Raw genomic sequence first — 25,601 nt, forward strand, 5'->3', positions numbered from 1 at the left:
AACTGCCGCATCCGTTCTCGGATTTGTTGTTTAGGACGACCATCCAACGTATAGGGGAGGAGATTTCATGGCGAAGCATAGCCAGAATGAGGTCAAGGAAAGCCTGAAGGAACTCACGAGAATTTTTCAGCCAAAGGATCCGCGCAAGTTCGTTAAGGACTATATCCGGAAGTACAGGATAACGGGCGGATACGAGGATGAATTAACAATTTTAGTGGAAGACGAGATGGGTAAGATCAACTCCTCGGTCAGTTGAGCGCATACGAAATGGCTTTGCATCTGTGTGATAACAGGTGCAAAGCCTTTTTTGTGCTGCGGATAAGAGTTTTGAATGGTTGTAATTCTTTTGTAAGATTTTCATAATGCTTTTGCAAGCGCATCGTTCTTGGATGGTTAGCATTGTCCGGTAAGCTAGGTCTTGTAAGCAAGCCAGGACGAAATGACGGTTCAAGGAGAGATGACGATGAGCAAAAGAGTATGGGGCGTGCTCGTAATTGGCGGGATGCTGGCGCTCAGCGCTTGCAATTCGGATAACGGCAACAAAATGAATGAGAAGCCGGCATCGGAAATGAACGACAGCATGCAAAGCAATGCGCCGATGAACGACGATAAAACAATGAACGATGAGAAGATGATGAATGACAGCATGCAAAGCGTAGCGCCGATGAACGACGATAAAATGATGAATGATGGAATGAAGGAAGACACAAAGTAGAAGGCTCTTCAATCCCTTTCCTTGCGGCAAGGGATTGTTCCCGTCTGCGGGATAAGATTCGTAACGGGATAAAAGCGGCAGTATAATAGATGTAAATGAGGACCTCACGAACGGAGGGCGGAGGATGGGCGCCTGTATTGTTGTTGCGGATGATGAACGGAATATTACGGATGTATGCCGCAGGTATCTGGAGCGGGAAGGTAATACGGTATGGGTGGCGGAAAACGGGGAAGAGGCGATCCGCTTATGGAAAGAGCATCGGCCGGATTTGCTCGTTTTAGATCTTATGATGCCCAAGATTGACGGGCTGGAGGTATGCGATACCATTCGGCAAACCGACGATACGCCGATAATTATGCTGACGGCGCGCGGCGAGGAGCCGGACCGGCTGCTCGGACTAACCATGGGCGCTGATGATTATATGACGAAGCCTTTCAGCCCAAGGGAGCTTGTGCTGCGGGTGAACAATATTTTGAGAAGAATGGGCTGGAAGAATGATTTTGCCGCAAAAGGACGGGAAGGCTCGGCGGAAGGCGGTCACTCTTTTGACGGTAACGAGGCGGATAAGCCTATTCATTTCGAAGGGCTGTCGATCTTTCCGCAGGAGAGAAGAGTGACCGTGCAGCAGACCAATATCGAGCTGACCGCCAAGGAGTTCGATCTGCTGCAATTGCTGGCGACTTACCCGGGCAAAGTTTTCTCGCGCAGTCAGCTGCTTAATCAGGTATGGGATATCGCCTTCGATGGCGATACGACCACGGTGACGGTTCATGTGCGGCGACTGCGGGAGAAAATCGAACCGAATCCTTCTGATCCAACTTGGATCAAGACGGTATGGGGGATTGGCTACAAGCTCGACGGCAAGGGGAATACGACATGAAGCTCCGATCTTATCTGCTCCTGGCCAATACAATTAGTATCGCGTTTATTATCGTTCTGCTGCTTGTATTCTTTCAGTATATGCTCGTCACGCGAGAGCAGTTGATCTGGCTCGGACTTGCTACCGTTGCAGCCGGCATTGTATCAGCCTTCTTGTTCTTCCTGCTTATTCGTCCTCTTGAGGCATCGGTCCGCCGGGTTGGCGAAGGGGCTGGACGGATTGCCGCAGGCGAGCTTGAGGCCAGAGTGGATCGAACGGGCTTGGCCGAATTCCGGCTGCTGGCGGATCAGTTCAATCAGATGGGGGCGAGTCTTGAACAAAGCTTTCGCCAGGTAAAAGCGGCGGAATCGGCCCAGCGGGAGCTTGTCGCGAACATGGCGCATGATCTGCGGACGCCGCTTGCTTCGATGCAGTCTTATGCGGAAGCGCTGGAGGATGGGGTTATCGAGGATGATGCGACGTATCGCCGTTACTTGGCCACCATCCGCTCCGAGACGGTAAGGCTTAGCGAGCTCATCCAGGATTTGTTCGAGCTGTCGACACTGGACAGAAGGACGGACGACCAGGTAGAGAAGGCTCCGGCGGTGCTGGAGGATGTGCTCCTGGAGCTCCACCCGAGATTCTCGATGGGGCTGGATGCCAAGGGGCTTCAGCTTCGGGTCAGGCTGCCGGAGCGGTCTTTGCGGGTAAATATGCTGGCAAGACATCTCCAGCGGATTCTTCAGAATCTGATCGAAAATGCCATTCGCTACTCTCCTCATAACGGAATTATCGTCATTGCGGCGGAAGAACGGGAGGATGGCGTGATCCGGGTTTCCATTACGGATGAAGGAGCCGGTATCGCGGAGTCCGAACGGGAGCGTATCTTCGAGCGGTTCTACCGGACGGACCGTGCCCGAAGCCGCGAAAGCGGCGGAGCGGGGATCGGGTTATCCATCGCTAAGCTGCTAGTTGAGCAATACGGCGGCAGGATCGGGGTGGAGCAGGCGGGAGGACAAGGCAGCCGGTTTTGGTTCACCGTTAACGAAGCGCAAGGAAACCAATAAGCAGAGGAGGAAGGCAAGTGGGCGAGTTGTTGAAACGTCTGCGCAAAGGCTTCGGACGTAAGCTTGCAATTCTGCATGCCTGGAACGGCTGGATTGTGGTCGTGCTGGCATTGTCCGGGATCATGCTGGTGATGAATTACTGGCGCGGCGTGCTTGGGGAAGGAAGGGTGTGGCTGAAGGAGCTGCACATTATCGTTGGCTTGCTGTCCCTCGTTCCGGTTGTGTTCTATCTCTTGCTCGCCGCCAAGCACTGGAAGCAGCTGAGAGGGAAGGGTTGGCAGAAATTTAATGTCTTTGTCGTGCTTGGTCTGCTTGTCGGATGGTTCATCTCGGGCGTGCTCCTCTGGCAGTTCCGCGCCGTGGGGCCGTGGTGGTCGAATCATGCGCTCACCGTTCACGACCTCTTAACCTGGGTTGGACTTCCCTATATTATTTACCATTCCATTACGCGGACCAAATGGCTCAAGGAACCGAACCGCCGGACGGTGCGCACGGAACGCGAACCGAAAGCGGTGGACATACCGATTCATCCCGCGGCAAGTCCGCAATCGTACTTGTCCCGGCGGTCATTTGTCAAATGGGCGGTTGGCGGCGGAATCGCCGTCGCGGTGGGGCCTTCTTTTCTAAAGTGGACCGTCAATACGCTTGGCGTCAGCCTTGGCAGTCCCTCCTACGAGGAGATTGTGACGAGGGATGGCAATCAGCTTGTTCCCTTGCCGCAGCCTATGCCTGCATCCGCGCCTCCGCTCGGCGGTGGTGCGAAAGGCGAATTCCGGATCTATTCGGTCACGCCGATTCCGACCTTTTCGAATGAGACCTGGTCCTTCACCATAGACGGGTTGGTTGATAAACCGATGACGTGGAACTGGGAGCAATTCGTGAAGCTGACGCGCAAGGTTCAGGTGAGCGATTTTCACTGCGTGACGGGCTGGTCCGTCTACAAGAATACGTGGGAGGGCATCCCGCTGAAGCAGTTCCTGCAGGAGGCTGGGGTCAAAACAAACGCAAAAGCGGTGAAATTCTATTCCGGCGACGGCGTATACACCGATGCGCTCACCCTCGAGCAGGCGCAAATGGACGACATTATGGTCGCGATGCTGCATGACGGCAATCTGATCCCAAGCGATCTCGGCGGTCCGGTCCGGCTGATCGTGCCGAAGATGTACGCGTACAAATCGGTGAAATGGCTCAACCGGATCGAGCTGATCGACAAGGATCATATCGGCTATTGGGAAGAGCGCGGCTATGATATTGATGCTTGGGTGTAAAGGAAAGGCCAGAAATCCTCTGCGAGGAAATCTGGCCTTTTTGTCGTGTACTATTTTACCTTCGAATCAATATTAACGGAGGAGCTTTTACTATCCCAGCTTACGTTTTTCCCAAGTGCTTCCGCTACAAAACGAATGGGGATGAAAGTGGAATTTTTGAACATCTTTGGAGCACTACTTAATGACTTAGCTTGTCCGTTGACATAAGCAGTTCGAGAACCCAGCTTCATTTGTATCGTTAGGCCTTCCTTGGTGCCGGTTATCGTTTGCGAGGCGGAGTTCCAGCCAACCTTCAAGCCCATACTCTCAAACAAGGAGCGGAAGGGGACTAACACGGATCCGTTATCCATTATAGGAGCTACCGACATAGGCAAATAGCGATTATCTTGATAAACCTGGATTTGTTTTTTTCCGAAGGCTACAAGTCCAATGTCGTCATGAATGGAATAGAGGTTACCGCTGCTTCCGATGACAACGTCTGCAAATTTGTACCAGTAAGCATTCCTAAGAAAGACGAAAATTTCTTGTCCCTCACTATTGAGACCGATGATATTGCCAACCCCCGTACCGAAATAGAGATTTCCCATATCATCTGTCACGAGAGGTTTAGTGGAGCCGACTCCGTACTTTTCAGTGGATCTTGGCAGGTATGACCATTTAACAGTTCCCTTATAATCGAGCTTTTGGATACCCCCTCTGTTATCGAAGTAGTAACCGCCCTTGCCGTCGGTTGGAATACCGGAGGATCGGATATCCGATAAATCGGATTGAGCGGAAAGCTTAACCTGACTGCCGTCCGTAGCTGTCAAGGCATGCAAACCGCTGGAAGTAAGCATATAGAGGATGCCTGCATCCGAGAAATAAGGATAGAATACGTCAAACTGATTTAGGTAGCTTTGAGGCACTGAACGCCATCTTTCCGTTCCATCAGGATTGATGGAGATAATCTTTTTGCTCTCGGAATCCACGTATATATTTCCTTTTGGGTCAATAAATAAATAGGAAGAATGCGTGCTTGGCGACGGTTTGTTCGGATCGGAAGTGCGAATTTCTTTGTTTGTCCAATTAACCTCCCCTTTTGCATTACGGGAGATTAATCCGTCCGCCGAGAAATAGACAAAATTGCCCTGAGAATCACCGGCGAAATGCGTGTCGAACCGGCTATAGACCATTGTATCGGGCGGTAAATGCCATTTGACCTTTCCTTCTGGCGATAAGGCATATATGGAGGTCATGCCGGGCTGCGTAAGGAAATCCGAGCTATAAGCATAGATCGTTCCATCTTGGCCTAGAACTAAATAAATAACGGATAATTCAAAGCCCATATCCAATTGAACGCTCCATTTTTCCTTTCCATTTGGATAGACGGCATGAACCTTATTGTCCGCATCGCTCATATAAAGGACCCCATTCTTGTCCTGAACAAGGTTAAATAAGAGCGAGTTATCTCTTTTCCATTTGTATTCATAGTTCGCCGAGTTAAGGAGTTTCAGATTCGGGCGTTTCGGAGGGGTTTCATCGAACTCCCAGTTAAGCGCAGTGCCGGAGGAGTCAGGCAGATATACATTGGCTGCACTAAATCCGGTAACCGGCACGCTTAGAACGATTAAGAGCAAGGCGATAAGGACCATAAAAATCTTTCTCAACATAGTTCACATCCCTCTTTGGAATACTCTCTATTATAGGTTTAGATGGTTAAATAAGACAGATGATTGTTATTTGAAAACGAAAGTAAAATAGACGCTTTCCTCAGGAACAAACATCGTGCCTCGACAGGTTTATCCCTAATACACTGTTAACCATAGACTGATCCCAGATCAGGTCATATAGCAGGAGGGGTGGAGGCAGTGCCAAGAGCAAAAAGACTTACCATCGAGGAGCGGGTGAGCAGGCTGGAGAGACCGATTACGGCAAGCCGGATTGCTCCCAGAGCAATAACCGCCACCAAGCTGGCGCGAAATGCAGTAACTCCAGGCAAACTATCTTCTGATGTCATCCCTGCCTTGATTGCCGACCCGAGTTTCAACCGTTCTATTGCCTCTGTCTTGCCTGAGGTGCTCGCAACGCCTGCTTTTGACAGGGTTGTCCGTCAGTGCTGCCGCAAGTGATCGAGCATCCCGTATTCGATAACGCGGTCCGTTCCGTACTGCCGGGGCTTGTGTCTAGTCCGGCTTTTGTACAGGCGATACAGGCCGCGAATATCGTAGGAGCTGAGGGAACGGCATCCCCCGATGTTACCGGTTTACAGAGAGAAGCGATACAACGGGATATACAAGGAGCGCAAGGAGTCCAGGGCGCCCAAGGTGCCCAAGGAGCCCAAGGAGCTCAAGGTGCACAAGGCGTGCAAGGTGTTCAGGGGCCTGCCGGGGCGCAAGGAGTGGCTGGAGCAGAGGGACCGCAGGGAGCCCCAGGCGTATCCGGACCTTTAAGCATGACAGCTATCCGCTTCTCCGGCAGCCGCGAACAGATCGATCTGGTGAACAACCAGGCCACGGTAGAGCTGGTCTTAACGCCGATCGTTTTACTGGCTGACCAGCTTGTGAAACTGGAGGCTTTTGCGAATGCGAGCTTTACGGGAGTGCAGAGCTATTCGGTTAACGGCGTTCTCTCCAGAAACCCGGCAGACGTTATTGCTGCCGATAACGAGGCGATAACGCAGCAGGGAAATCAGGCGGATTTCTCCCAAGTATCCGCGACCAGCGCTCTCACCTGGGTAGACAGTCCGGGTCCGGGGACGTATACGTATTCTTTTACCGTAACGGCTTCTGCCTCCTCCCAGCAACAGGCTGCAGGGGGCTCAATCAATACCCGGGGCTTAACGGCTACGGTTATTGACACAATGACGAACGGGACTTTTTAAATAGTAAAAGGCCGGAATTCCTCGACGGAATGCCGGCCTTTTTGGCGTGTGTGCATCTCCTCAGAGTGCCGCTTTATTAAAACCTTTTACAATCAGCCAGACTGCCAGGATCATTTCATTTGCCGCTACCGGCAGGGAGAGGAGGCCGCCCCAGACGGACAGCTGAGAGAATACGCCAAACATTTCGAACAGCGAGGCGCTAAACACGAGTACGGCGCCGGTCATGCCAAGGATCGGAATGAAGCGGGGGACAAGCCCGGATTTGTAGAAAATGTAGCTGTACAGCATCGTATTAATGCCGAGCAAGAAGTTAGGGCCAAGCATAAAGGTCCAGTCATGTACCGCCAGGAACAACGTTCCGGCAGCATCGTAAGTAGCGGGATCGGGAGCGCCAGCGGAGACATATTGCCGGCTTAAGGTGACGAGGGACAGCATGCCGACTATGCCTACCGTGATAACGACGGCCTCGAGCAGGCGGAAGCACACATGGCCGAGTGCGATGCTTTCGTTGTATTTTTTCAGAAAAGGATACATCGTGACCGCAGTGCCAACGGCAGAAGCAACCAGGATCAGCTCCATTAGCGCTCCGAGGATGATCTGGCCTGCGTGCTCGGAGCCGTTCGTCAGGTAATTCGCGTGGTTAAGGATAGGGCCATAGAACAGAAGACCCAATACGGATGATACGGCTGCGAGTATAAACAGGGTGCCGGTTACTTTGGGCGTTTTGGTGATAGAAACCATAGGGGTTGCCTCCTCATATTTATTGGCTTGTATCTTCCCCGTAGAAGAAGATCTCTTCGATTGGCAGTCCAAAAGCGTGTGAAATCCGGAAGGCTAGCTCGAGGGACGGGGAGTAGTTGCCTTTTTCCAATGCGACAATCGTTTGTCTTGTTACGCCGACCTTGTCAGCCAATTGCTGCTGTGTCATCTCGTTATGATTAAATCGTAATTTGCGGATGTGGTTGCCGACAAGATTTTTAGCCATGTTAAACTCCTTTCCGGTAATGGTACAGCTTCGTGATCGAACCGGTAACGTCCGACAGGAACCCGGAGGCAATCAGAATGAGGAACATTAGGTTCAGTGGCTGATCGGTAGCAAGAGACACCATAGCAAGCAGAAAACCGAGTATAAATAAGAAAAAAGAGTTCCGGTGGGCTTTCAACTCAATGAGTTTATCCAGTTCATCGGCAAAGGCCGGTTCCTTCTCCCCGGTGGTGATCCGGAAGATGATGTTGAAAATAATGCTGATCACAATATGCGCGATAATAGATACCAGCGTCAGGACTAACACGAAGGAGCCCCAGTAACGGATGCTTTCCTCAAGCGCCATTCCTTCCTCCGGGTACTGCGCGTACTTATACAAGCAATAGACGGCAAAAATAAGCACGGCGCTAATTAACGTGGTAATGCTTTTCTTCTCCTGATAGGTCAAGCGTTGTACCTCCTTGAATGGTAAAAATAAGTTAAGTTCTATATACAAAATGTAATATAAACTATACTCAATGTCAAGTTAACTTTACACGCATGGCAGGCCTATTTTTTAACGAAAAAAAAGCCCTCCCACGATAAAGCATGCGCGGGAGAGCCTTTGGATAAGGAATTATTAGATTCGGATTAGTAACGATCCATAATCAATTGGGTTTTCAGCGAATCTTGGGCAAGGAACCAGCCTTTGTTCTGCAGGTAAGTGACCAGCTCATCATGCTTGGCGGATGCGGTTGTTGCGCTGTTTGTCTTGAAGGAAGCCTCAACCACATATTCCGTGCCGGTGCCTGCAGCGTTCTTGATCGGCCATACTTCGATGTACAGCTGCATGCCACTCCAAGTGCCGATGGAACGTTTGGCGAGCACTGGACCGAAGTAACGTGAAGCTTGAAGCTTGGTTGTGCCCCAGTCGTTAGACAGCCAGTCATTGAATTTATCCGGCGCGTTGTTGATCATCAGGCTGCGGGCGTCGCTGATCGACGGGAGATCCATGCCGCTGTAGCCGGACTTGCTGCCGTTTTTGCTGCGGGTGATGCTGAGCGTTTTCTTCTGATAACCCCATTCCACTTGGGCTTCGTAGTTCGTATCGCCGGAATTAAAACCATCGTTGTTCGCTTGCGTCAGTGCCGCGTTAATATCGTTATTGTTAATGGTGTAACGCTTCTTGTAGGATAATTCGAAGTTGTCTTCGCCTTCCGTCTTGCGGATGCGGGTGCTCCAGCCGTTGTCGTAGATGTCTTTCGCGTTGGTATCAAGGAAGGCGACGTTCATCTTCGTTACCGTAGTTGGCATCGAGAAGGCGCTTAATACCGAGCTGGTCAGCTTGAAATCGGGGCCCAGCGTTGTGCTTGGATCCATCAGAAGCTTAACCTCGTAATCCGGAACCATGTTGCTTGCCGCATGAGCCTCGGAAGGGGCGACGCCGGCTTCGGTAACGAGCGCAGCACCCAGTGCGATAATAACAGCTGCCGTACCGATGAAACGTTTGAACATAAATTCATCTCCTTTGATAAAATGTTGGAATAACGATTCCGAAGAAGATAATATCTATGAATTATTCGCGCATGATTATGCTTGTATGCAATATTTGTAAACGGAGATTCTAAGGGTTAGAAGATAGGGGCCGGAATCATGTATAATGCTCATATAGCATACATAAGAAAGGCGGTTATTCCTTCATGAACAATATCGTATCGTTGAAATGGCTTCTTGCCCGCTTATATGAGACAGACCTCGTTATCGTCGACTGCCGGTTCCAGCTTGGCAAGCCTGACTTCGGCCGCGAGGCTTATGAAGCCTCCCACATTGCAGGTGCGGTGTATCTGGATTTGGAAAAGGACCTGTCCGCTCCAATCGACGAGCATGGCGGACGCCATCCGCTGCCGGATATTACGGATCTGACCATTGCGCTCAGCAAGGTTGGCATCAGCAACGAAACCCGCGTTGTCGCATACGACGACCAAGGCGGAGCATACGCTTCCCGTCTATGGTGGCTGCTGAAATACTTGGGCCATGAGCAAGTGTTCGTGCTGGACGAAGGCTTTACCGCTTGGCAAAACGCCGGCTTCCCGGTGAACGCGGAGCAGAAGACGCTTGTTCCTGCGCGTTACCTTGCAACGGTGCAGCACAACATGCTGATCGAGATGGACGAAGTGAAAGAGAAGCTTGGCGCTGAGCATATCACGCTGATCGACTCCCGCGACGGCGCGCGTTACCGCGGCGAAGTGGAGCCATTAGACCGGATTGCCGGCCATATTCCGGGGGCGATCAACCGTCTCTGGTCGGAAGGTAAGGGAGAAGACGGCAAGTGGAAAAGCGCGGACGAGCAGGCAGCCCGATTCGAGGATCTGCCGAAGGACCAGGAGACGATCGTCTACTGCGGTTCCGGTGTAACGGCATGCCCGAACGTACTGGCTTTGCAGGAAGCGGGCTTTACGAAGGTAAGGCTGTACGCGGGTAGTTGGAGCGATTGGATCTCGTATGAAGAGAATCCGATTGAGGTTGGGGAAGAGTAAGGCGGAAAGATTAATAAGTAGTATGTGAAGTTTGATACAGAGCACGGTGAGGTGGATGCCGCTGCTCTGTATTTTTTATGTTTTGTTATCACCGCCAGACACCACGAAAAAAAACCGCGCATTCCGCGCGGCTCCTCCTGAAAATCCTTAAACCTGTACCCCCTGCTTCCGGTACACCTCCGGAAAATGATCGCCCACGAGCAGCTCGCCTGGCTTTACGTTGACGTAGGAGAGCATGACGTGCTCGCCTATGGGCTCGTAACGGGTGTGGCCCGGCATGTAGTGCACGGCGATGGCGCGGCGCTTCATCTCGGAGCGGTTGTGCGGGCTGCCGTGCCAAGTCAGGCAGTGGTGGTATCCCACTTGGCCTTTCTTGATCTCGAACGGCACGGCATTGACGACCGCGTTGTTCGGCAGCATCTCCGGCTGTTGATGATACGGCATGAAGTCCGGCGTGTTCGCCAGATAGCGCTGATGATTGCCCCACTTGTGGCTGCCCGGGACCATCCACATGCAGCCGTTCTCGATGACGGCGTCGTCAAGCGCGACCCATGCGCTGACGAGATCGGCAGGCTGGATGATCGGCCATAGCGGATGATCCTGATGCCAGTTCGTAGGTCCGCCCGTAATCGGCGGCTTATATTGCACTTGGTCATGCCAGATGCGAAGCGAATTGGAATGGCACAGCTGCGCCACTTCCTCGCAGATAACCGGATGCGCGGCATGCTGGAGGAAACGATCGCTGGCGAGCCAGATATTAACGATCTGGACGACACTCTCGCTTGTGATCATTTTCATATTGTCATAGGGGGAATCCGAATCCAGCATGTTGCGATTCAAGACAGGCTTATTGACGGTCTCGCCGTTCATCACCTTATCCAGCTCCTCGCGAAGCTCCTCTACTTGGTCGTCGCTCAGCACGACCCCGCCTTTTAGAAAACCGTTGTTTTCAAACTCCGCGATTTGTGCTTGACTTAACATAGCAACTCCTCCTTAATAATCAATCGAAAAATCAATTGAATTTGCGTTATGGCTTGATGTGCTAAGCATAGCGGAGTTTGCAAGCGGTGTATTTACAGATACGAAACAGGTCTTTGCACTTTTCAAATATCCTTGATCATTCCTGCCATGAGGTGATTTCGCCGTATGATCCAAGACCCGCCGCATTCCTATCCGGATATCGTCCTGGGCTCTATCGATGATCTGCAGCCGACGGTTAACTTTGCGAGTCGGGCTGAAGTGCCCGCCGCCGAGCAATGGGGGCCTCGCATCATCCCGGACTATCAGTTATTCTGCTTGCTCTCGGGGGAAGCCGAGATAAGTATCGGCCAGGAGCGATATACGCTGGCAGCAGGAGACAGCGCGCTGTACGGACCCCATTGTCCGCACCGAATTATCGCTCGAACGGGTGCCGTCTACATCGGTGTTCATTTTGCTTACCGGCAGTCATCGCCGGAGCCTGTCCATCCCGCATTTTCGATTGAAGCCTGCAGCGAGGAGAAGCTTAAAGCCAGTATCCGTCCCAGCTACAAGCTTGAGCTTCCAAGCAAAGAGCTGCTGGAGCTGCCTCCTTTTTTCACCAAGCCTGACCTTAAGCCGATCTTGATGCGGATTGTAAAAGAATACATGAACGAGCAGCCGGGCTACCGCATCTTGCTGCGATCATTAATGACAGAACTGATCACCACCATAGTTCGCAGTCAACTGACGACGCGGCCGAGGTCGCCGGAACAGGACAAGATTGATCCTGCGCTCCAGGCGATCAACGAGCAGCCTTAGAAGAACTGGACCGTAAATGAGCTGGCTGCTCTATGCGGCTATCACGTCATTTATTTCTCATCGCTGTTTCGCAAATGTACCGGAGATAGCCCGAAGCAATATCTCATCAACGAACGTATCCGTAAAGCGAAATATTACCTGCTGAGCGGGGAGAAGATGGATATGATCGCGGAGCGGTTAGGCTACGCAAGCGTCCATTATTTCTCCCGCAATTTTAAAGAAGAGACGGGTCTGACGCCTACGGAATTCAAAAATGGATAGTCCAAACTCGATGCATCGATTATCGACTTACGGTAACCTATGTTATTCTAAAACTATATCGATTGGATCTCCTATAACGAGAATCCGTTTACGCATGTCGGTTTGCTAATTGTAATAACATCCAACTCTTGATCGGAGGTAAAACATTGTCAACTTCTACAGCCGTACAATCCTTGTTCCGTCCGTTTACTCTTGGGCAGCTTTCACTGGCCAATCGCATTGTGATGGCGCCTATGACCCGCGCTATGTCTCCGAATGGGGTGCCTGGAGCGGATGTTGCCGCTTATTACCGCCGGAGAGCCGAGAATAATGTTGGCCTTATCATAACCGAAGGAACGGTGGTGAATCATCCCGATTCCTCAAACTCTAAGGATGTGCCTCACTTTTACGGCGAAGAGGCTTTAAAAGGCTGGGCTAACGTCGCAGCTGAGGTTCATGCCGCAGGCGGCAAAATTATGCCGCAAATCTGGCATATGGGCACGAAGAAGCAAGTGAATGACTATACCGAAGCCGAGATTACCGCTATTGTTCAAGCATTCGCCGATGCGGCCTCTGAAGCTAAGCGGATCGGCTTCGACGGCATAGAGCTCCACGGCGCGCACGGCTATCTGATCGACCAGTTCTTCTGGGAGAAAAGCAATCAGCGTACGGATCGTTACGGGGGCAGTCTGCTAGCCCGCACCCGATTCGCCGAAGAAGTCATCCGGGCTTGCCGCGAAGCTGTTGGGCCGGATTTCCCGATTGTGCTGCGAATTTCGCAATGGAAAGAAAGGGAATACACCGTGAAGCTGGCTTATAATCCTGAAGAGCTGGAGCAATTTCTACAACCGCTGGTGGATGCAGGCGTGGATATTTTCCATTGCTCGACCCGCCGGTACTGGGAGCCTGAATTTGCCGGATCGGATTTGAATCTTGCGGGCTGGGTGAAACGGATCACCGGCAAACCGACGATTACCGTCGGCTCGGTTGGACTCGACAGTGATTTCATGACCTTCTTTACAGAAGGAAAAAGCTCTGCGAATACAGGAATTGACGGGCTTGTGCAAAAGCTCGAAAATGATGAATTTGATCTGGTCGCGATCGGCAGGGCACTGCTGGTTGATCCGGCATGGGCCAGCAAAATCCGTAAAGGTAAATTGACTGAATTGGTGCCGTTCACGCCTGAAGCGCTGAAGACACTATTCTAAAAGAAGCGTATGTTGTAATCCGGAGTAGATTCTGCAGCTGGAGTGATTGGATCTCCTGCAGTGAGAATCCGATTGCGGTGGGGGAAGAGAAGAAGAATTAAGCGGTAATATAGTGTGTAGGAAAGGGTACATCGCGTATGTGGCGATGTACCCTTTCTGCTGTATTTAAACGTACCGAAGTCAACAATTAGAGTTAAAGATGAATCGCACCGGTCGTAGCACAAGCAGTTCAAAAATTTTTGTGTTGGAATGGGTAGAGGAGTTTTAAAGAGATCCACGACGGGTGTGCGATCGTTGAATAAAGCGTGTCAAAATGAGCTCTGAATTTGAACGTTTGGCTGGCATTCCCTTTTTGCGAGGAATACAATAGTTTCCATAATAGCCTAAGAAGGTTTTAATGTGTAGGGGTGGATTACATGAGCGAATTCGGCATATCCGACGGGGCGGAGTCGCCTTGCCATTATCGCAGAGCGTTGGAAGTCGTTTCTAGCAAATGGACCGTTCTCGTGTTCTACGAGCTGGAATTCGGTAAGAGAAGGTACAGCGACCTGAAGAAAAGGGTAGAAGGCGTAACGCAGAAAATGTTGACCCAAACCATGCGGCAGCTGGAGCGGGACGGCCTTGTCTCTCGCCATGTACATCCTACCGTTCCTCCCACTGTCGAATATGAGCTGACTCCATTAGGCTTAACATTAATCGCGCCAATGCGGGCCTTACATGAATGGACCGATGCCCACTATGATTCCGTCCTGCAAGCTAGAATGGTGTTCGACCAAGGGAACGTATAATTTTATAGCGGATATTCTTATAGCGCATCCCATTATACATGCCCCTGAAGCTCATTGTTGATTAGCAAGTATACGTCATGACCATCCTCGAACACATCGGTCAAGGCATAGAACGTATGAATCATGCCCGGGTAGCGCTTCAGCTTCACCGGGATGCCATTGCTGATGCTGCAAATCAGCATTGCCGCCAGGGAAAAAGACTTGTCGTCATTAATAAGGGCGGGCTGTGATATTATTGGGGCCAAGGAGGGGGAAGATCATGCACACGGTAAAGAGCTTAGTGAAGCAATTAGAGAAGCTGGGCATTGATAGAAAAGGGACGTTGTTGGTCCATTCTTCAATGAAAAATATCGGGCTGGTTGAGGGGGGCGCTGACACAGTCTTAGACGCTTTTACACAGTACATGAAGGCTGGGCTATTGGTATTACCGACCCATACGTGGTCGTACATCCATGCAGATAATCCGAGATTTTACGTTGCTCAATCACCTTCCTGCGTCGGGATTCTTCCTGAACTTTTTCGAAAACGGTCCGGTGTAGTGCGTTCGCTCCATCCGACTCATTCGGTGGCAGCATTAGGTCGGGATGCAATAGAGTTCACAAAGGATGATCATCGTTTCAATACTCCATGTGCTAGAGAATCCGCCTGGGGGAAGCTGCTCGATCGAAGAGCGACCATACTGTTAGTTGGGGTCGATTTAAGGCGTAACACCTTTATTCATGGAGTCGAAGAGTGGGTGGACATACCAGGCAGGTTAACGAATCACGAAGAGATGCTGTACACGATATTACCCGATGGAACAGAAATCCCTGTACCTTCCCGCCGACATTGTGGATTGCCGTGGTCGGAACATTTTTGGAAAGTAGATAAGATCCTTGTAAGGAAAGGTGCGATGTATAAGGGGCAGCTTGGTGATGCCGAGGTAAGGGTCTGTGATGCGGCTGCGGTGGCGAAAGTGATAACTAAAATGCTCAGGGACAATCCGGATTTATTTTCGGATAATAATCCCTTTGATCATAAATGAAATTAAGCACCTCATAAAATACAACCACCCTTAAGCGCCAATAGAATTGGACGCTTAAGGGTATTTTTATACTCACACGTTATTTGAGAACTCTTTCTGGAGCCTCCTCGAAAGAAAGCTTAACAGGTGCGATTGTACCATCCTCGTTGAATATCATTCTGTCTATGCAGGTAACTCGGTGATTGGCATCCGTTTCTTCAAGAGGTCTCCGGTGGTAGACGATCCAATATTCGTCCGTTCCCGATATCTGAAGAAATACGTGGTGACCTGCGCCGGTTGCCACGTCCTCCTGCTTTGCTAGCACGACGCAGATTAGCAGCTTAAAAGAACGAAGGAATCTAGTGCTTGCAAATTAACTCTCCCCTTTTAATGGTTGGTTTTGTTTCAGCTTTAGCAATGCTGCCTTCATTTATATGATTAGGCTCATCTCAGCATACCCAAAAATGATATAGATTTAATTAAGATCTAAGAGAGGTCAAAATAAATACATCGCCACGGAGCTTAGAAGCCCTGGCGATGTATTTTTTTATGAGCCGCTTCTTACCGGAACGGTACGTGCGGCGGCACATTGCCGTAAGTTGGCTGCACCCCGTGGGCTGTCGCCGCCCAGCGCACCGCATTGGCGATCACGTGCAGCACCTGTGCGTTGTAATAGGTCGGATAGGCTTGATCACCCGGCCTGAAGTAAAAAATTTTGCCCCGTCCGCGAAAGAACGAGCAGCCGCTCCGAAATACTTCCCCGCCCTGAAACCAGCTGATGAAGACGAGCTCGTCGGGAGCAGGAATGTCGAAGAATTCACCGTACATTTCCTCCGGCGCAAGATCGATGTACTGGCCGATCCCTTCCGTAATGGGATGGGCGGGATTGACGACCCACAGCACCTCGCGCTCCGCGTCGCTTCGCCATTTAAGATCGCATGTCGTACCCATCAGCTTCTGAAAAATCTTCGATCGATGCCCGGAATGGAGGACGATTAGTCCCATCCCGTTCAACACTCGCGCCTGAATCCGGTTCACGACAGCGTCCGAAACCTGATCATGCGCCAGATGCCCCCACCAGATCAGGACGTCCGTCTCGTTCAACGCTTGTTCCGTCAAGCCATGCTCCGGCTGGTCCAGGGTAGCGGTCCGAAGCAGAAACCCGTAGGCCCCGATACCGTGGGCAATCGCCATGTGTATGCCGTGAGGATAATTACGGGCGACGGGCGGTTCCGTTCGCTCTTGAATAAACTCGTTCCAAATCGTCACGCGGATGGGCCGCTTCCCGTAAGCCATGCCGTTTCCGGCCGTTCCTTGCATCGCTAGGTTCCTCCCCATAGTGTTCTCGTTCCGGTTTTCCTCGATATCACTCCAGACATAACCAACGCTGGCTTGTCATACCTTTTAAGGATAGGAATGCGAAAGGAAAGGCTGGTGGATCGTTTGAGAATATTCGTTGGAGGCTCCGGGGAAACGCTCATGTCGATTTCGTCCCGATATGGAATCGGTCTCGGTCAGTTAAAAGCGCTGAATCCCCAAATTCCTTCCGCCGACATAAGTATTGAAGGACTCATTGTCAACCTTCCCCTACAGCGCCAATCGGCAGGTGCCTCTGCAGAGAGCCGGGTTGTCGCCCCATTTTGCCCGCCTGTGCCGCAGTCCCAATTCTTCAGTACATGGATTCCCGTTACGACGGCGGAAAAGATGGCCAAGCAGGAATACGATGTCCTTGTTATCGGTACCGGAGCCGGAGGCGGCGCCTCCATATGGCGTCTGTGCGAGCAGTTGGCAGGCAGCGGCAAGCGGATCGGAGTCATGGAACGGGGAGATCTGTTCTTGCCCACCAATGTATCGAATATTCCGACGATGAACGGCGCCAACTTCCGGTTATACGCGCCTCCGGAAATGAAAATGATTGGCAACAGGCTCCCGGAATACGCCGGAGCCAAGGTCGTTTACGCGCTTGGAGGGAGAACGCTATTCTGGGGTGCGGTTACTCCACGCATGCCGCTATCCGAGCTTGCTAAATGGCCGGTACCGATTGAAGAAATGGACTTGTATTATAAAATAGCCGAGCAAGTCATGAACGTAACGACCTCGTACACGCAGGACTCTTCCATCACGGAAGTGTTGCTGAATCGATTATGGGCACACGGCTATCCTGAAGCAGACAAGCTTCCGATTGCCGCGGATCTCGCGCAGACGAGCTATGGGAAGCTGCACTCCAATGTGCTGTTCAGCTCCATTACATTTCTTGCCAGGGCGCTTAGCAGGCGTCCTTTCGATCTGGCCGTCAACACGCCGGCCGTGGAAGTCGTGACGGATAAAGGAAAAGTGGCCGGCGTCAAGGTGATGACGCTGGACAAAGGTCCGTTCATGATCCGGTCTAAGCATGTTATCGTATCGGCCAGCGCCCTTCAGACGCCCCGCATCCTGCTCAATTCGGGCATACCGGGACGGTCGATCGGCCATTATTTGACCAATCACTCGTATCTGGTCGCGACCGCCAGCGTCAGCACCAAAGGCTTCGACGATCCGGTTGGGGCACTCGGAATCATCATACCGCAAACGGAAGGCCGGCCATATCAGCTGCAGCTGCAGGGACCAGAGCAATATTTCAACTACCATTTCGACCATAAGCCGATCAAGACCGAATGGGGCATCAGCTTCTTTTACGCATCAGGCCTGGTGGAGTCCCGTTACGAGAATTATGTCTATATAGAGCCGGGCAATCGGGATGAGTACGGCTTGCCGGAAATCCAGGTGAAATTCGCATACAGTTCCAAGGACGAAGCCGTCGTGCAGGAGATGTATGCCGCTATGCAGCGGGCTGCCGAGCGCATGCAGGTCGATATAGCCACGTTGGATGGCACTCTAGCCATTTGCTTCTTCACGCCGGGCACCGATTATCACGAAAGCGGCACCTGTCGGATGGGTGTCGATCCGGACACGTCGGCAACCAACCTCTACGGGGAAATTCACGGTGTATCCGGGCTTTTTATAGCCGATAACAGCGTTCTCCCAACGATCGGAGCTGCCAATCCGACATTATCGACCGTAGCGTTGGCGATCCGGACGGCAGACCATATCGTCAGGCGTTTGGGATAAAGCTGCTTTCAGCATATTCAGCTTCCGTTAGCTGGGGGTCTGTAACCATTGTTGTTAATTTTCAGGTCAGGGGCGACTAGCGGGAGCCGGGAACCTGGCCGTCAAATCGGGCAATGATATCCGCCGTGCGAATGGCGAGGGCAATTGTTGTCAGTGTCTGATTCTCGGCTCCGGTGTCCGGCAGCGCGCTGTTATCCGCCACGAACAGGCCGGAGATGCCGCGGACTTGACAGTACCGGTCGGCTGCGGAGGTGGAAGGGTCGTCTCCGATTCGACATGTGCCCGCATCATGATGCAAGTCCCCAAGCGGCGTCAAGCATATGGCCGGCCGGTTATTCCGTGGAGCCAAACGTATGCCTGCCGCCGCGGCCATATGCCGGATTCCGTTAGCCATTTGGCCGACTACGTTCCAATCGGCCGGTGTTAACGAGAAATGCACCTTGATTTCCGGAATTCCGTATTCGTCTGTTTTGCCGGGATTGAGCTCGATCCGGTTCTCATAACGGGATTGAACCTTTCCATACCCTAACATATCGACGTCTGTTTCCGTTTCCAACGGCCTTTCTACAGCAACAGGGTACCAGTAAAAGGCTTCCGGTCCTGTAAGCAGGACAGAGTATGGCCGTTCCGTCGTTTGGGGGATTGCGATATTGAGAGGACCGGGAGGAGAAGGAAAGCCGGCTGTGTTGACTCTTCCCGTCGCCTGCACGAACGTTTGATTCGTCAAAAAATGACCAAGCGCCTGATTTCGAATGCCTGAATAAAGCAGCAGGCGGGGCGTTTCGAACGTGCTCGCGCATACGACGACCGTCCTGGCTCGGAGTGTATAGGATTCTTTATCCGGCGTCATGACATGGACCCCGGCAACTTTGCCTTGATCTTGGAGGATTTGTACGGCTCGTGCATTGATCGCCAGATCGAATGGCCTCGTATTCAGCGCTCTGGCCATTAATGAAATGGAGCTGGTGAACATATCGGTATGAATGCGTCCGAATGATTGCGGCTCGATATCGGCGGCGATTGGCAGCGGAGACGCTTTGGAAAATCCGCGCATCCAGAGCCGCTCGAGCAGGATATTCGTAAATGAAGAGCCTTGAGCGAAGGAGGGGGTGACGTGCATCACCTGCTCCGCTATGCCGTAATAGCTTTCCAGTTCATTTACCGGAATGGGCCATTTCGCCAGATCCCACTCGTTCATCCGCGGCGTGAACGTGTACCAGAACAGCGTTCTTCCCCCTAGCGCGAAGAGCTGCCGGGCTCCCGGATAATCCGGGTTCGAGCCGGGCAACGGCTTGGAGAGATGAGTGAAATAGCTGACCAGGCGCTCCTGATTCATTGTCGGCAAGTTCCGCGCATGCATCTGCAGCTCCTGATTTCCCCGCTCAATAATACCGATCCGCTTCCGCTGTCTTTTCCAATGCTCGCATAGTCGCCACAAAACGGCACCTCCGCCGGCACCGGAGCCTATGATGAGGACATCGTAATCGGTCTGAGCCATTTCCTCTAGAGGCGTGAGTGGGATCCAGTTAGACAGCTCCGGCACAGGTCCGGTTGGACAAACGGGGAGTGGTTCTGGCGGCGCGGCAGCCGCAGTGAACATCCTTTTTGGTTCATTGTCACGCATTCTCAAACTAATCACTTCCTAACCGGATTATCCGATGGGAGTTGGATTAAACCAACTCATCTATATTCCACCGATCCGGATATAATGACATAGTGGCTAAGAAGAATGCTGCGGCTCACTGAAAAGCTCCTTGACGGCAGCAACTCCTGCGATGATTAGAAGCGGAAGCACAAAGACAACGGCAACCCAAAGCGGATGCACGATAAAGACCAGCTCCTCCCATCGTTTGGCGTTACTCGGCATCGTTAAGGCCAGCAAGAAGACCGCAAGACAGATCGGATTGGTCAGCAGACGGTCGTTTTTCAGCTTGAACAGCTCGGTTATGATGAGCTGAATCGCAAAAAGCGTAATCGCCGCCTTCATCAGAGAACCGGCTATCAAGGCCAACCCTATAACGGCTTCGACCCGCTCGATGATATCGCCTACCTCGATCATTTGCGCGATGACAAATACGGAGAACCTCTTCTCCGTAGCCATCGGCCCGAGCTCCATAATCGTACAAAGGGTCGAGATGATCAAGGTGGCTGCGTTCGCCAGCAGGGCCCAGAAGAGGGCCTTCTTAAGTGGCTTCGTCTGTTTCGCACGCGAAAAAGGCAGCAGCATGGCGAACAGAACCACCTCTCCATACGGGAATCCAGCTGTTAAATAGGCTCCGAGCAGCGTAGGTTTAATGCCTACCGGAAAAACCGGACGCAGAAACTCCGGGTGATATTGCGGAATCAGGAGGAGCAGCACAATGGCCCAAAACCCCATGACGAACACGATTAATATACTGAACATCCGGGCCATTGATTCGATGCCTGACCGCAAGAGCAGCGCGGCAAGAAAGTAGAGCATCCCCATGAATATGTAGTTCGGCGTCTCGGGCAGCATCATGCTGGTCATAAAAGCCGAAACGTCGATAATGATGCCGGATGCCATATGCAGCGCCATGGTCAGCATGGCGCAGGCCAGGATTACGGTAGGCCAGCGGCCGATCGTCTTGTTGCTTATGGCGATTAACGTCAATCCGGGATTCTTGTCATGCAAATAAAAAATGATGAGGAGCAGCAGGGCGCCGAAGGAAGCCGAAATGAGGATTGATAGCCATGCCGCATTAAATGCCATTGAAATGAGCGGACCCGGGATAACGATCTTGGCTGATCCGGTTACATATGCGAAATATAATACCGCCATTTGCGAAATGCTGATCGTCTCAAGTTTCTTCATATAGGCTTCACGGTAAGAAACTCAACGATCATTCTGGCCGGACGGGTCAAGGTGAGATCGACAAGGGCATGGATATCAGGCAGTTCCGGTTTAATAAGATAATCGACGCTAAGATATAGCGAAATCACGATAATCCCGAAATAGATCATCTTGGAGCGAACCTGAGCATCCCGCAGATTATGGATATCCGTGCCAAGCGCAAGGACGTAGCTTATCATCAGAACCATTATTTTCTCCAGCATCCGTATCCTCCTCCTTGATTACTTGGCGCTGACCGGTTTCCCCACTGTCGTTAACGTATGGGTAATATCGGCAGTAACCTCGATTTCAAAATCGGCATCCGCGTAACGTTCGCGCCATGTTTCTTTCCACTCTTTCCATACTTTCGTATGGTTGCGGTAGAGCGTATTGCCTAGCCCGATCACGTCGATTTGCTGTTCCTGCGTGAACCGTATCGTTTCCATCAGTTGTTTTTCCATCTCCTCCTTCAATCTTTGCTGGAAATGGATCTCGTCTTCGCGATTGTCCAATCTGCTACACTTCATCTCGCTTATGTTACCGATGATCATAACCTTCACGTTCACTTTAAGTTTGTCCGGATTCAGAACGGGAGTAATTTTCGTCCGTGTATTGTGCGTTTCAACCGCTTCAACCTTCGGCTTCTTATTGTTGTCGGAGCGTTCGCAAGGAAGTCGCAGAGCCCCGTGCTTGAATTGATTCGTGAGCATAAGAATATTCTCGGTTTGGCTGCCGGTAAGCGTCCCGATCATCTTGCCGTCCTTAATCATGGCAGCGCCCGGCAGGATTACGCCTTCTTTCCGTTCTATTGCGTACGGAAGGATGATGTCGGGAACCTGGCTTTTTAGGGCCTGTGCCAACTGAAGCAGGCTGACAGCAGGAACTTTCCCCGATTCGCGGAGTCCTATTTCCTGCATCCGCTTCATTTGGTGAGTAACGGTTTGTTCGATCAGAGGTTTAATCTCAAGATACTTGCTTGCATTCCCTTTTGAGATCATCACTTTCGTGCTCATACGCGTTTCATGATCTCGGTAAAACTCATCGAGAAGCGAAAGGAGCGGTGTTTTACCAGCCGTTTCATCATCGATAACAATGACCCGAATATGGCTCCACTGGGCTTTCCGTCCAAGATGAAGCGTAATGTCGCGAACGGCATCAAATACGGACTCGCTTTTGGTTTCAATATTGACATAAGGCTCGGCCTGTTTGCCTCCTTGAGCACCGGCCTTTTGCCCCGGTTTATAGATCTGGACAGCAAGCTTGATTTTGTCCGGCTTGATCTGGTCAATGGCGGCTCCAAGAACAAAAGCTTTCTCCGGCAATTCGGCTCTATTCCAACATCCGGTAAGTATCATTGCGGCAAGCCAAAGCATAACAAGCTGCTGCAGCCATTTCATTAAGCCATCATTCCTTTGCTATTCGGAATGTTGCGGCGCCGATTTGGAAGCCCTTTTGCGTCGAGGCGAGCGGTCCATATACTTGATCGGCGCGCGGATGAACGTATCAAGCAGCTGGTGAGGACTGAACGGCTGCAGCGTGCCCAGAAAGGGCTGTCCCAATGAACGCAGCGTCACCATATGCCATAAGATCGCCAAAAGCCCAAACAATAGCCCAAATCCTCCAAACGATGCCGAGAGCGCCATTAATGGGAATCTAAGGATCCGCAAAGCAATCGCCATGTTATACTGTGGAATCGCGAATGAGGCAATTCCCGTCAACGCAACGATAATGACCATCATCGGGGAAGCGAGTCCGGCGTTGATGGCTGCCTCGCCGATGACGAGGGCGCCAACGATGCTGACGGCGGAACCGACGGGGCGGGGGAGCCGGATTCCTGCTTCTCTAAGCAGCTCGAAAAAAAATTCCATGATCAGCGCTTCAACGAATGCCGGGAACGGAATGCCTTCGCGGGAATCTAATATCGTCAGCAGCAGCACTGTAGGAATCATTTCGGAATGAAATGTCGTCACGGCGATGTAAATGCTAGGCAGCGTCAAAGCCATGAAGAACGCGAGGACGCGAAGCCAGCGGATTAAACTCGAATAGACGGTGCGCTGATAATAATCTTCGCTCGACTGCAGCAGCTCTATAAACAGCCCTGGACAAATGAGCATGGTTCCGGTTCCCTGTACCAGCACGACGATTTTGCCGTCAAGCAATGCAGCGACCGCCACGTCCGGACGCTCTGTTACGCGAAACTGGGGAAATGGCGAATACATCGAATCTTGGATTAATTCCTCGACATAGGATGTCTCCAGCACTTCCATCGATTTCGTTGCTTCCATGCGTTCTTTGAATTCGGCCAGCATTTCCGGGTCGACGCTTCCCTCCAGATAACAGTACGCGATCTTCGTCCGGGTCTCGCCGCCCGAGCTTAACGTTTCCAGCTTAAACAACGGACTTTTCAAGCGGATCCGAAGCAAACCGATGTTTATATTCATATTCTCGACCGTGCTTTCCCGTGGTCCTTGAACGGACGGTTCACTAATCGGTTCGGTGATCTGCCTGGTCTCCAGCCCTGAAGCCTGGAACACGATCGCTTTGTCCCAGCCTTCAAAGAAAATGACTAGATTCCCGTCCAGAATATGATCCACGAGCGTGTCGAAATCATTTTCCAGACTCGCCGACTCGGCAGAAACAACATCATCTTCGAAATATTGAATGATGCTTTCCGTCGTCACTTCCGTCCCTGGACCGACCTCGTGAGTCACCAGGTCTTGAAGCACGGATTTCATATAATTAAGCTTCTTTTTCTGGACGATGGTGCCGAAGTAGACGGATAACGCCTGCCGCGACATATTCGGACCGAACTTCCAAGCCAAGTAAGTCAAGTCGCTGCAGCTCTTGAAGACCTCTTCCAGCAGCTGGCGATTAACTTCAAGCTGCCTGGATATCGGCTTCGCCTTCTGGGCGGTTTGATTTGGTTTTTGTATCTGTGTTTCACGACTTACAGCGTCTCCGGTTTGATTCATTGTTATATCGCTAGTGCTGCTGTCTGAAATATTTGGCATATAGATCACCACCTGGTGTTATTATGCAATCAATGGAAAAAAGTATGCATTCGAGGCGTGCCGGCGCATCAGGGGATTACGTTTACTGGAGGCGGACTGTCTACGATATCTGCGATCTACAACATACATAGAATAAGAAAAGAGCCGGGAAGGGATTATTTCCAGGCTCTTCTTGCTTGATTATTAATATTCCCGCAATGTCATTTATTGCTTGCGCCGTACTCTTCTCCCCGACAGCCTTCTATGCAGGAAGCCCGCATAATAAATCGGAAGCTGCAGGCTTTGTTTGAACACTTTTGCAGATGCGGCCCGCTTGAACACTTCTTTGCCGGGTATGGCGTTAGCCTCAATGATCCAGATATGGGACTGACGGTCGATCCCGAAGTCAAGGCCAAGCTCGACCAGCCGTTTTTGAAAGGATCGTTCTAGCTGCGTGGCTATCTCAAAGGCTAGCTCCCGAAGCTTTTGCTCAAGTCTTAATGCCCGAGTATGGCCGAATTGTTTGGTCAAGAAAGAGATAATCTCCTTCGCGCTGCCTTCAGTAGCTAGATTGGAAGTAATATTGCCAGCTTTCCCAAGCCGTACACCCATCCCGGTCAGATGCCATTGTCCAAGTTCATTCTTCTGGATGAGTACGCGGATATCGTAGACTCTGTTCGAAGCATCCGTTATATCGACCCATTTCTGAACGAGATAATTCCGTTTGCTGCGCAGCTGGGCGAGCTTCCTCTGTAAACCCTCTTTAGATAAGGGGAGTCTCTGCTTTTTATTTTCCTCTATCACATATTTCCCGTTCCTATAGGACAGCTTCAATATCCCCGTTCCTTTATGGGTGCCAAGAGGTTTGATAATAACTTTTTTATATTTATGCAGCATCGTATGCACGGCTTGATTATGGTTTAACAGCAGAGTAGGGATGAGATAGGGGCGAAGCCTGCTGTTTACCGAGAGATGTTTATGGATGCTCCATTTATCGTTTCCCAGCCAATCCCCCGTAAAAGGAATGCCGGAGTTTTCTTTCATTTGTCTAGCTTCCTGCAGCATTCGTCCGCTATAGATGCCCCGATCGTAGATGATAGAAGGATACGGGGACTTCGGCTCATAGCGCCAGTGATTATTCTCATAGACCCATCCGGCAACGGTTCGATTTCTCCGGTCGACATGATTAGGCTTAAACAATAATAACCTGTTAAACCCGGCCGCCCGAATGGCCTTAGCCTGCCATTTAAAAACTGCTGTATTCATCCGGTCCCACATGATTCCGAGAGTTGCCACCAATAAAGCCTCCCCTCCTTGATCTAATCACAGTGTATGAATGAAGAGGGGAAAGGACACAAGGCCCA

27 protein-coding genes and 1 pseudogene are annotated in these 25,601 nt (G+C 51.3%); 14 read left to right on the forward strand and 14 right to left on the reverse strand.

Annotated elements, in window-relative coordinates:
- Positions 1 to 67 precede the first annotated feature (67 nt).
- The 5 genes from ACR9FF_RS02725 to ACR9FF_RS02745 all read left to right on the forward strand — a co-directional run bounded on the left by ACR9FF_RS02725 (position 68) and on the right by ACR9FF_RS02745 (position 3,909).
- The gene (locus tag ACR9FF_RS02725; protein WP_012772497.1) at positions 68 to 256 is read left to right on the forward strand and encodes a hypothetical protein; all 189 of its coding nucleotides are present in this window, start codon (positions 68 to 70) and stop codon (positions 254 to 256) included.
- Positions 257 to 463: 207 nt separating this feature from the next.
- Positions 464 to 715 (forward strand): hypothetical protein, encoded by a 252-nt coding sequence (locus tag ACR9FF_RS02730; RefSeq protein WP_435168783.1) that lies wholly within the window; start codon positions 464 to 466, stop codon positions 713 to 715.
- A gap of 124 nt (positions 716 to 839) precedes the next feature.
- Positions 840 to 1,595: a response regulator transcription factor gene (locus ACR9FF_RS02735; RefSeq protein WP_435168785.1), complete on the forward strand. Its 756-nt coding sequence runs from the start codon at positions 840 to 842 to the stop codon at positions 1,593 to 1,595.
- Positions 1,592 to 2,641 (forward strand): sensor histidine kinase, encoded by a 1,050-nt coding sequence (locus ACR9FF_RS02740; protein WP_435168787.1) that lies wholly within the window; start codon positions 1,592 to 1,594, stop codon positions 2,639 to 2,641. Before ACR9FF_RS02735 ends, ACR9FF_RS02740 begins: the two co-directional genes overlap by 4 nt.
- Before the next feature lie 17 nt (positions 2,642 to 2,658).
- A complete protein-coding gene (locus tag ACR9FF_RS02745) occupies positions 2,659 to 3,909 on the forward strand; it encodes a molybdopterin-dependent oxidoreductase (RefSeq protein WP_435168789.1) in 1,251 nt (416 codons plus the stop codon).
- A gap of 50 nt (positions 3,910 to 3,959) precedes the next feature.
- Here ACR9FF_RS02745 and ACR9FF_RS02750 read toward each other — a convergent pair whose 3' ends face one another.
- Positions 3,960 to 5,558, reverse strand: coding sequence for a stalk domain-containing protein (locus tag ACR9FF_RS02750; RefSeq protein ID WP_435168791.1), 1,599 nt, complete (start codon positions 5,556 to 5,558; stop codon positions 3,960 to 3,962).
- 198 nt (positions 5,559 to 5,756) lie between these two features.
- On the opposite strand from ACR9FF_RS02750, the gene ACR9FF_RS02755 reads away from it, so the two are divergent.
- Positions 5,757 to 6,017 (forward strand): hypothetical protein, encoded by a 261-nt coding sequence (locus ACR9FF_RS02755; protein ID WP_435168794.1) that lies wholly within the window; start codon positions 5,757 to 5,759, stop codon positions 6,015 to 6,017.
- Positions 6,002 to 6,769, forward strand: a complete 768-nt coding sequence (locus ACR9FF_RS02760) for a hypothetical protein (RefSeq protein WP_435168796.1) — start codon at positions 6,002 to 6,004, stop codon at positions 6,767 to 6,769. Before ACR9FF_RS02755 ends, ACR9FF_RS02760 begins: the two co-directional genes overlap by 16 nt.
- A gap of 60 nt (positions 6,770 to 6,829) precedes the next feature.
- On the opposite strand, the gene ACR9FF_RS02765 is transcribed toward ACR9FF_RS02760, so the two are convergent.
- The 4 genes from ACR9FF_RS02765 to ACR9FF_RS02780 all read right to left on the reverse strand — a co-directional run bounded on the left by ACR9FF_RS02765 (position 6,830) and on the right by ACR9FF_RS02780 (position 9,248).
- On the reverse strand, positions 6,830 to 7,510 hold the full coding sequence (locus ACR9FF_RS02765) for a DUF4386 domain-containing protein (RefSeq protein ID WP_435168797.1): 681 nt from the start codon (positions 7,508 to 7,510) through the stop codon (positions 6,830 to 6,832).
- 19 nt (positions 7,511 to 7,529) lie between these two features.
- Positions 7,530 to 7,754: a helix-turn-helix transcriptional regulator gene (locus tag ACR9FF_RS02770; RefSeq protein ID WP_127495923.1), complete on the reverse strand. Its 225-nt coding sequence runs from the start codon at positions 7,752 to 7,754 to the stop codon at positions 7,530 to 7,532.
- A 1-nt stretch (position 7,755) separates the two neighbouring features.
- Positions 7,756 to 8,202, reverse strand: a complete 447-nt coding sequence (locus ACR9FF_RS02775; protein WP_201008606.1) for a hypothetical protein — start codon at positions 8,200 to 8,202, stop codon at positions 7,756 to 7,758.
- 182 nt (positions 8,203 to 8,384) lie between these two features.
- Positions 8,385 to 9,248: a hypothetical protein gene (locus ACR9FF_RS02780; protein WP_435168801.1), complete on the reverse strand. Its 864-nt coding sequence runs from the start codon at positions 9,246 to 9,248 to the stop codon at positions 8,385 to 8,387.
- A 185-nt stretch (positions 9,249 to 9,433) separates the two neighbouring features.
- Between ACR9FF_RS02780 and ACR9FF_RS02785 the strand changes: the two genes are divergently transcribed.
- Positions 9,434 to 10,270 carry a sulfurtransferase gene (locus tag ACR9FF_RS02785; RefSeq protein ID WP_317980956.1) on the forward strand — a complete coding sequence of 279 codons (837 nt, stop codon included), beginning with the start codon at positions 9,434 to 9,436 and terminating at the stop codon, positions 10,268 to 10,270.
- 147 nt (positions 10,271 to 10,417) lie between these two features.
- On the opposite strand, the gene ACR9FF_RS02790 is transcribed toward ACR9FF_RS02785, so the two are convergent.
- Positions 10,418 to 11,251 carry a phytanoyl-CoA dioxygenase family protein gene (locus ACR9FF_RS02790; protein ID WP_435168805.1) on the reverse strand — a complete coding sequence of 278 codons (834 nt, stop codon included), beginning with the start codon at positions 11,249 to 11,251 and terminating at the stop codon, positions 10,418 to 10,420.
- Between the two features lie 165 nt (positions 11,252 to 11,416).
- On the opposite strand from ACR9FF_RS02790, the gene ACR9FF_RS02795 reads away from it, so the two are divergent.
- The 4 genes and pseudogenes from ACR9FF_RS02795 (at position 11,417) to ACR9FF_RS02810 (ending at position 14,285) form a co-directional block, all read left to right on the forward strand.
- A complete protein-coding gene (locus tag ACR9FF_RS02795) occupies positions 11,417 to 12,049 on the forward strand; it encodes a cupin domain-containing protein (protein ID WP_435168807.1) in 633 nt (210 codons plus the stop codon).
- 15 nt (positions 12,050 to 12,064) lie between these two features.
- A pseudogene (locus ACR9FF_RS02800) lies at positions 12,065 to 12,310 on the forward strand (helix-turn-helix domain-containing protein); the annotation flags it as partial.
- 146 nt (positions 12,311 to 12,456) lie between these two features.
- Positions 12,457 to 13,497 (forward strand): NADH:flavin oxidoreductase, encoded by a 1,041-nt coding sequence (locus ACR9FF_RS02805; RefSeq protein ID WP_435168809.1) that lies wholly within the window; start codon positions 12,457 to 12,459, stop codon positions 13,495 to 13,497.
- A 416-nt stretch (positions 13,498 to 13,913) separates the two neighbouring features.
- On the forward strand, positions 13,914 to 14,285 hold the full coding sequence (locus ACR9FF_RS02810) for a winged helix-turn-helix transcriptional regulator (protein ID WP_435168811.1): 372 nt from the start codon (positions 13,914 to 13,916) through the stop codon (positions 14,283 to 14,285).
- A 32-nt stretch (positions 14,286 to 14,317) separates the two neighbouring features.
- Here ACR9FF_RS02810 and ACR9FF_RS02815 read toward each other — a convergent pair whose 3' ends face one another.
- Positions 14,318 to 14,467 (reverse strand): hypothetical protein, encoded by a 150-nt coding sequence (locus ACR9FF_RS02815; protein ID WP_435168813.1) that lies wholly within the window; start codon positions 14,465 to 14,467, stop codon positions 14,318 to 14,320.
- A 77-nt stretch (positions 14,468 to 14,544) separates the two neighbouring features.
- On the opposite strand from ACR9FF_RS02815, the gene ACR9FF_RS02820 reads away from it, so the two are divergent.
- Complete coding sequence (locus ACR9FF_RS02820; protein ID WP_435168815.1) at positions 14,545 to 15,309, forward strand: AAC(3) family N-acetyltransferase; 765 nt, start codon at positions 14,545 to 14,547, stop codon at positions 15,307 to 15,309.
- Positions 15,310 to 15,849: 540 nt separating this feature from the next.
- Here the strand turns inward: ACR9FF_RS02820 and ACR9FF_RS02825 are convergent.
- Positions 15,850 to 16,608 carry a ThuA domain-containing protein gene (locus ACR9FF_RS02825; protein ID WP_248757370.1) on the reverse strand — a complete coding sequence of 253 codons (759 nt, stop codon included), beginning with the start codon at positions 16,606 to 16,608 and terminating at the stop codon, positions 15,850 to 15,852.
- Between the two features lie 159 nt (positions 16,609 to 16,767).
- Between ACR9FF_RS02825 and ACR9FF_RS02830 the strand changes: the two genes are divergently transcribed.
- Positions 16,768 to 18,396, forward strand: coding sequence for a GMC oxidoreductase (locus ACR9FF_RS02830; RefSeq protein ID WP_435168816.1), 1,629 nt, complete (start codon positions 16,768 to 16,770; stop codon positions 18,394 to 18,396).
- A 76-nt stretch (positions 18,397 to 18,472) separates the two neighbouring features.
- Here ACR9FF_RS02830 and ACR9FF_RS02835 read toward each other — a convergent pair whose 3' ends face one another.
- The 6 genes from ACR9FF_RS02835 to ACR9FF_RS02860 form a co-directional block, all read right to left on the reverse strand.
- Positions 18,473 to 20,020 (reverse strand): GMC oxidoreductase, encoded by a 1,548-nt coding sequence (locus tag ACR9FF_RS02835; RefSeq protein ID WP_435172022.1) that lies wholly within the window; start codon positions 20,018 to 20,020, stop codon positions 18,473 to 18,475.
- Between the two features lie 96 nt (positions 20,021 to 20,116).
- On the reverse strand, positions 20,117 to 21,229 hold the full coding sequence (locus ACR9FF_RS02840; protein WP_201008598.1) for a GerAB/ArcD/ProY family transporter: 1,113 nt from the start codon (positions 21,227 to 21,229) through the stop codon (positions 20,117 to 20,119).
- A complete protein-coding gene (locus ACR9FF_RS02845) occupies positions 21,226 to 21,471 on the reverse strand; it encodes a hypothetical protein (protein ID WP_435168818.1) in 246 nt (81 codons plus the stop codon). The genes ACR9FF_RS02840 and ACR9FF_RS02845 overlap by 4 nt, the downstream gene beginning before the upstream one ends.
- An 18-nt stretch (positions 21,472 to 21,489) precedes the next feature.
- On the reverse strand, positions 21,490 to 22,644 hold the full coding sequence (locus ACR9FF_RS02850; protein WP_435168820.1) for a Ger(x)C family spore germination protein: 1,155 nt from the start codon (positions 22,642 to 22,644) through the stop codon (positions 21,490 to 21,492).
- An 18-nt stretch (positions 22,645 to 22,662) separates the two neighbouring features.
- Positions 22,663 to 24,258 carry a spore germination protein gene (locus ACR9FF_RS02855; RefSeq protein ID WP_435168822.1) on the reverse strand — a complete coding sequence of 532 codons (1,596 nt, stop codon included), beginning with the start codon at positions 24,256 to 24,258 and terminating at the stop codon, positions 22,663 to 22,665.
- Between the two features lie 204 nt (positions 24,259 to 24,462).
- Positions 24,463 to 25,533 carry a YheC/YheD family protein gene (locus ACR9FF_RS02860; protein WP_435168824.1) on the reverse strand — a complete coding sequence of 357 codons (1,071 nt, stop codon included), beginning with the start codon at positions 25,531 to 25,533 and terminating at the stop codon, positions 24,463 to 24,465.
- Positions 25,534 to 25,601 lie beyond the last annotated feature (68 nt).

It is taken from the genome of Paenibacillus glycanilyticus (assembly GCF_051200795.1).
In the GTDB taxonomy this organism is placed as follows: domain Bacteria; phylum Bacillota; class Bacilli; order Paenibacillales; family Paenibacillaceae; genus Pristimantibacillus; species Pristimantibacillus glycanilyticus.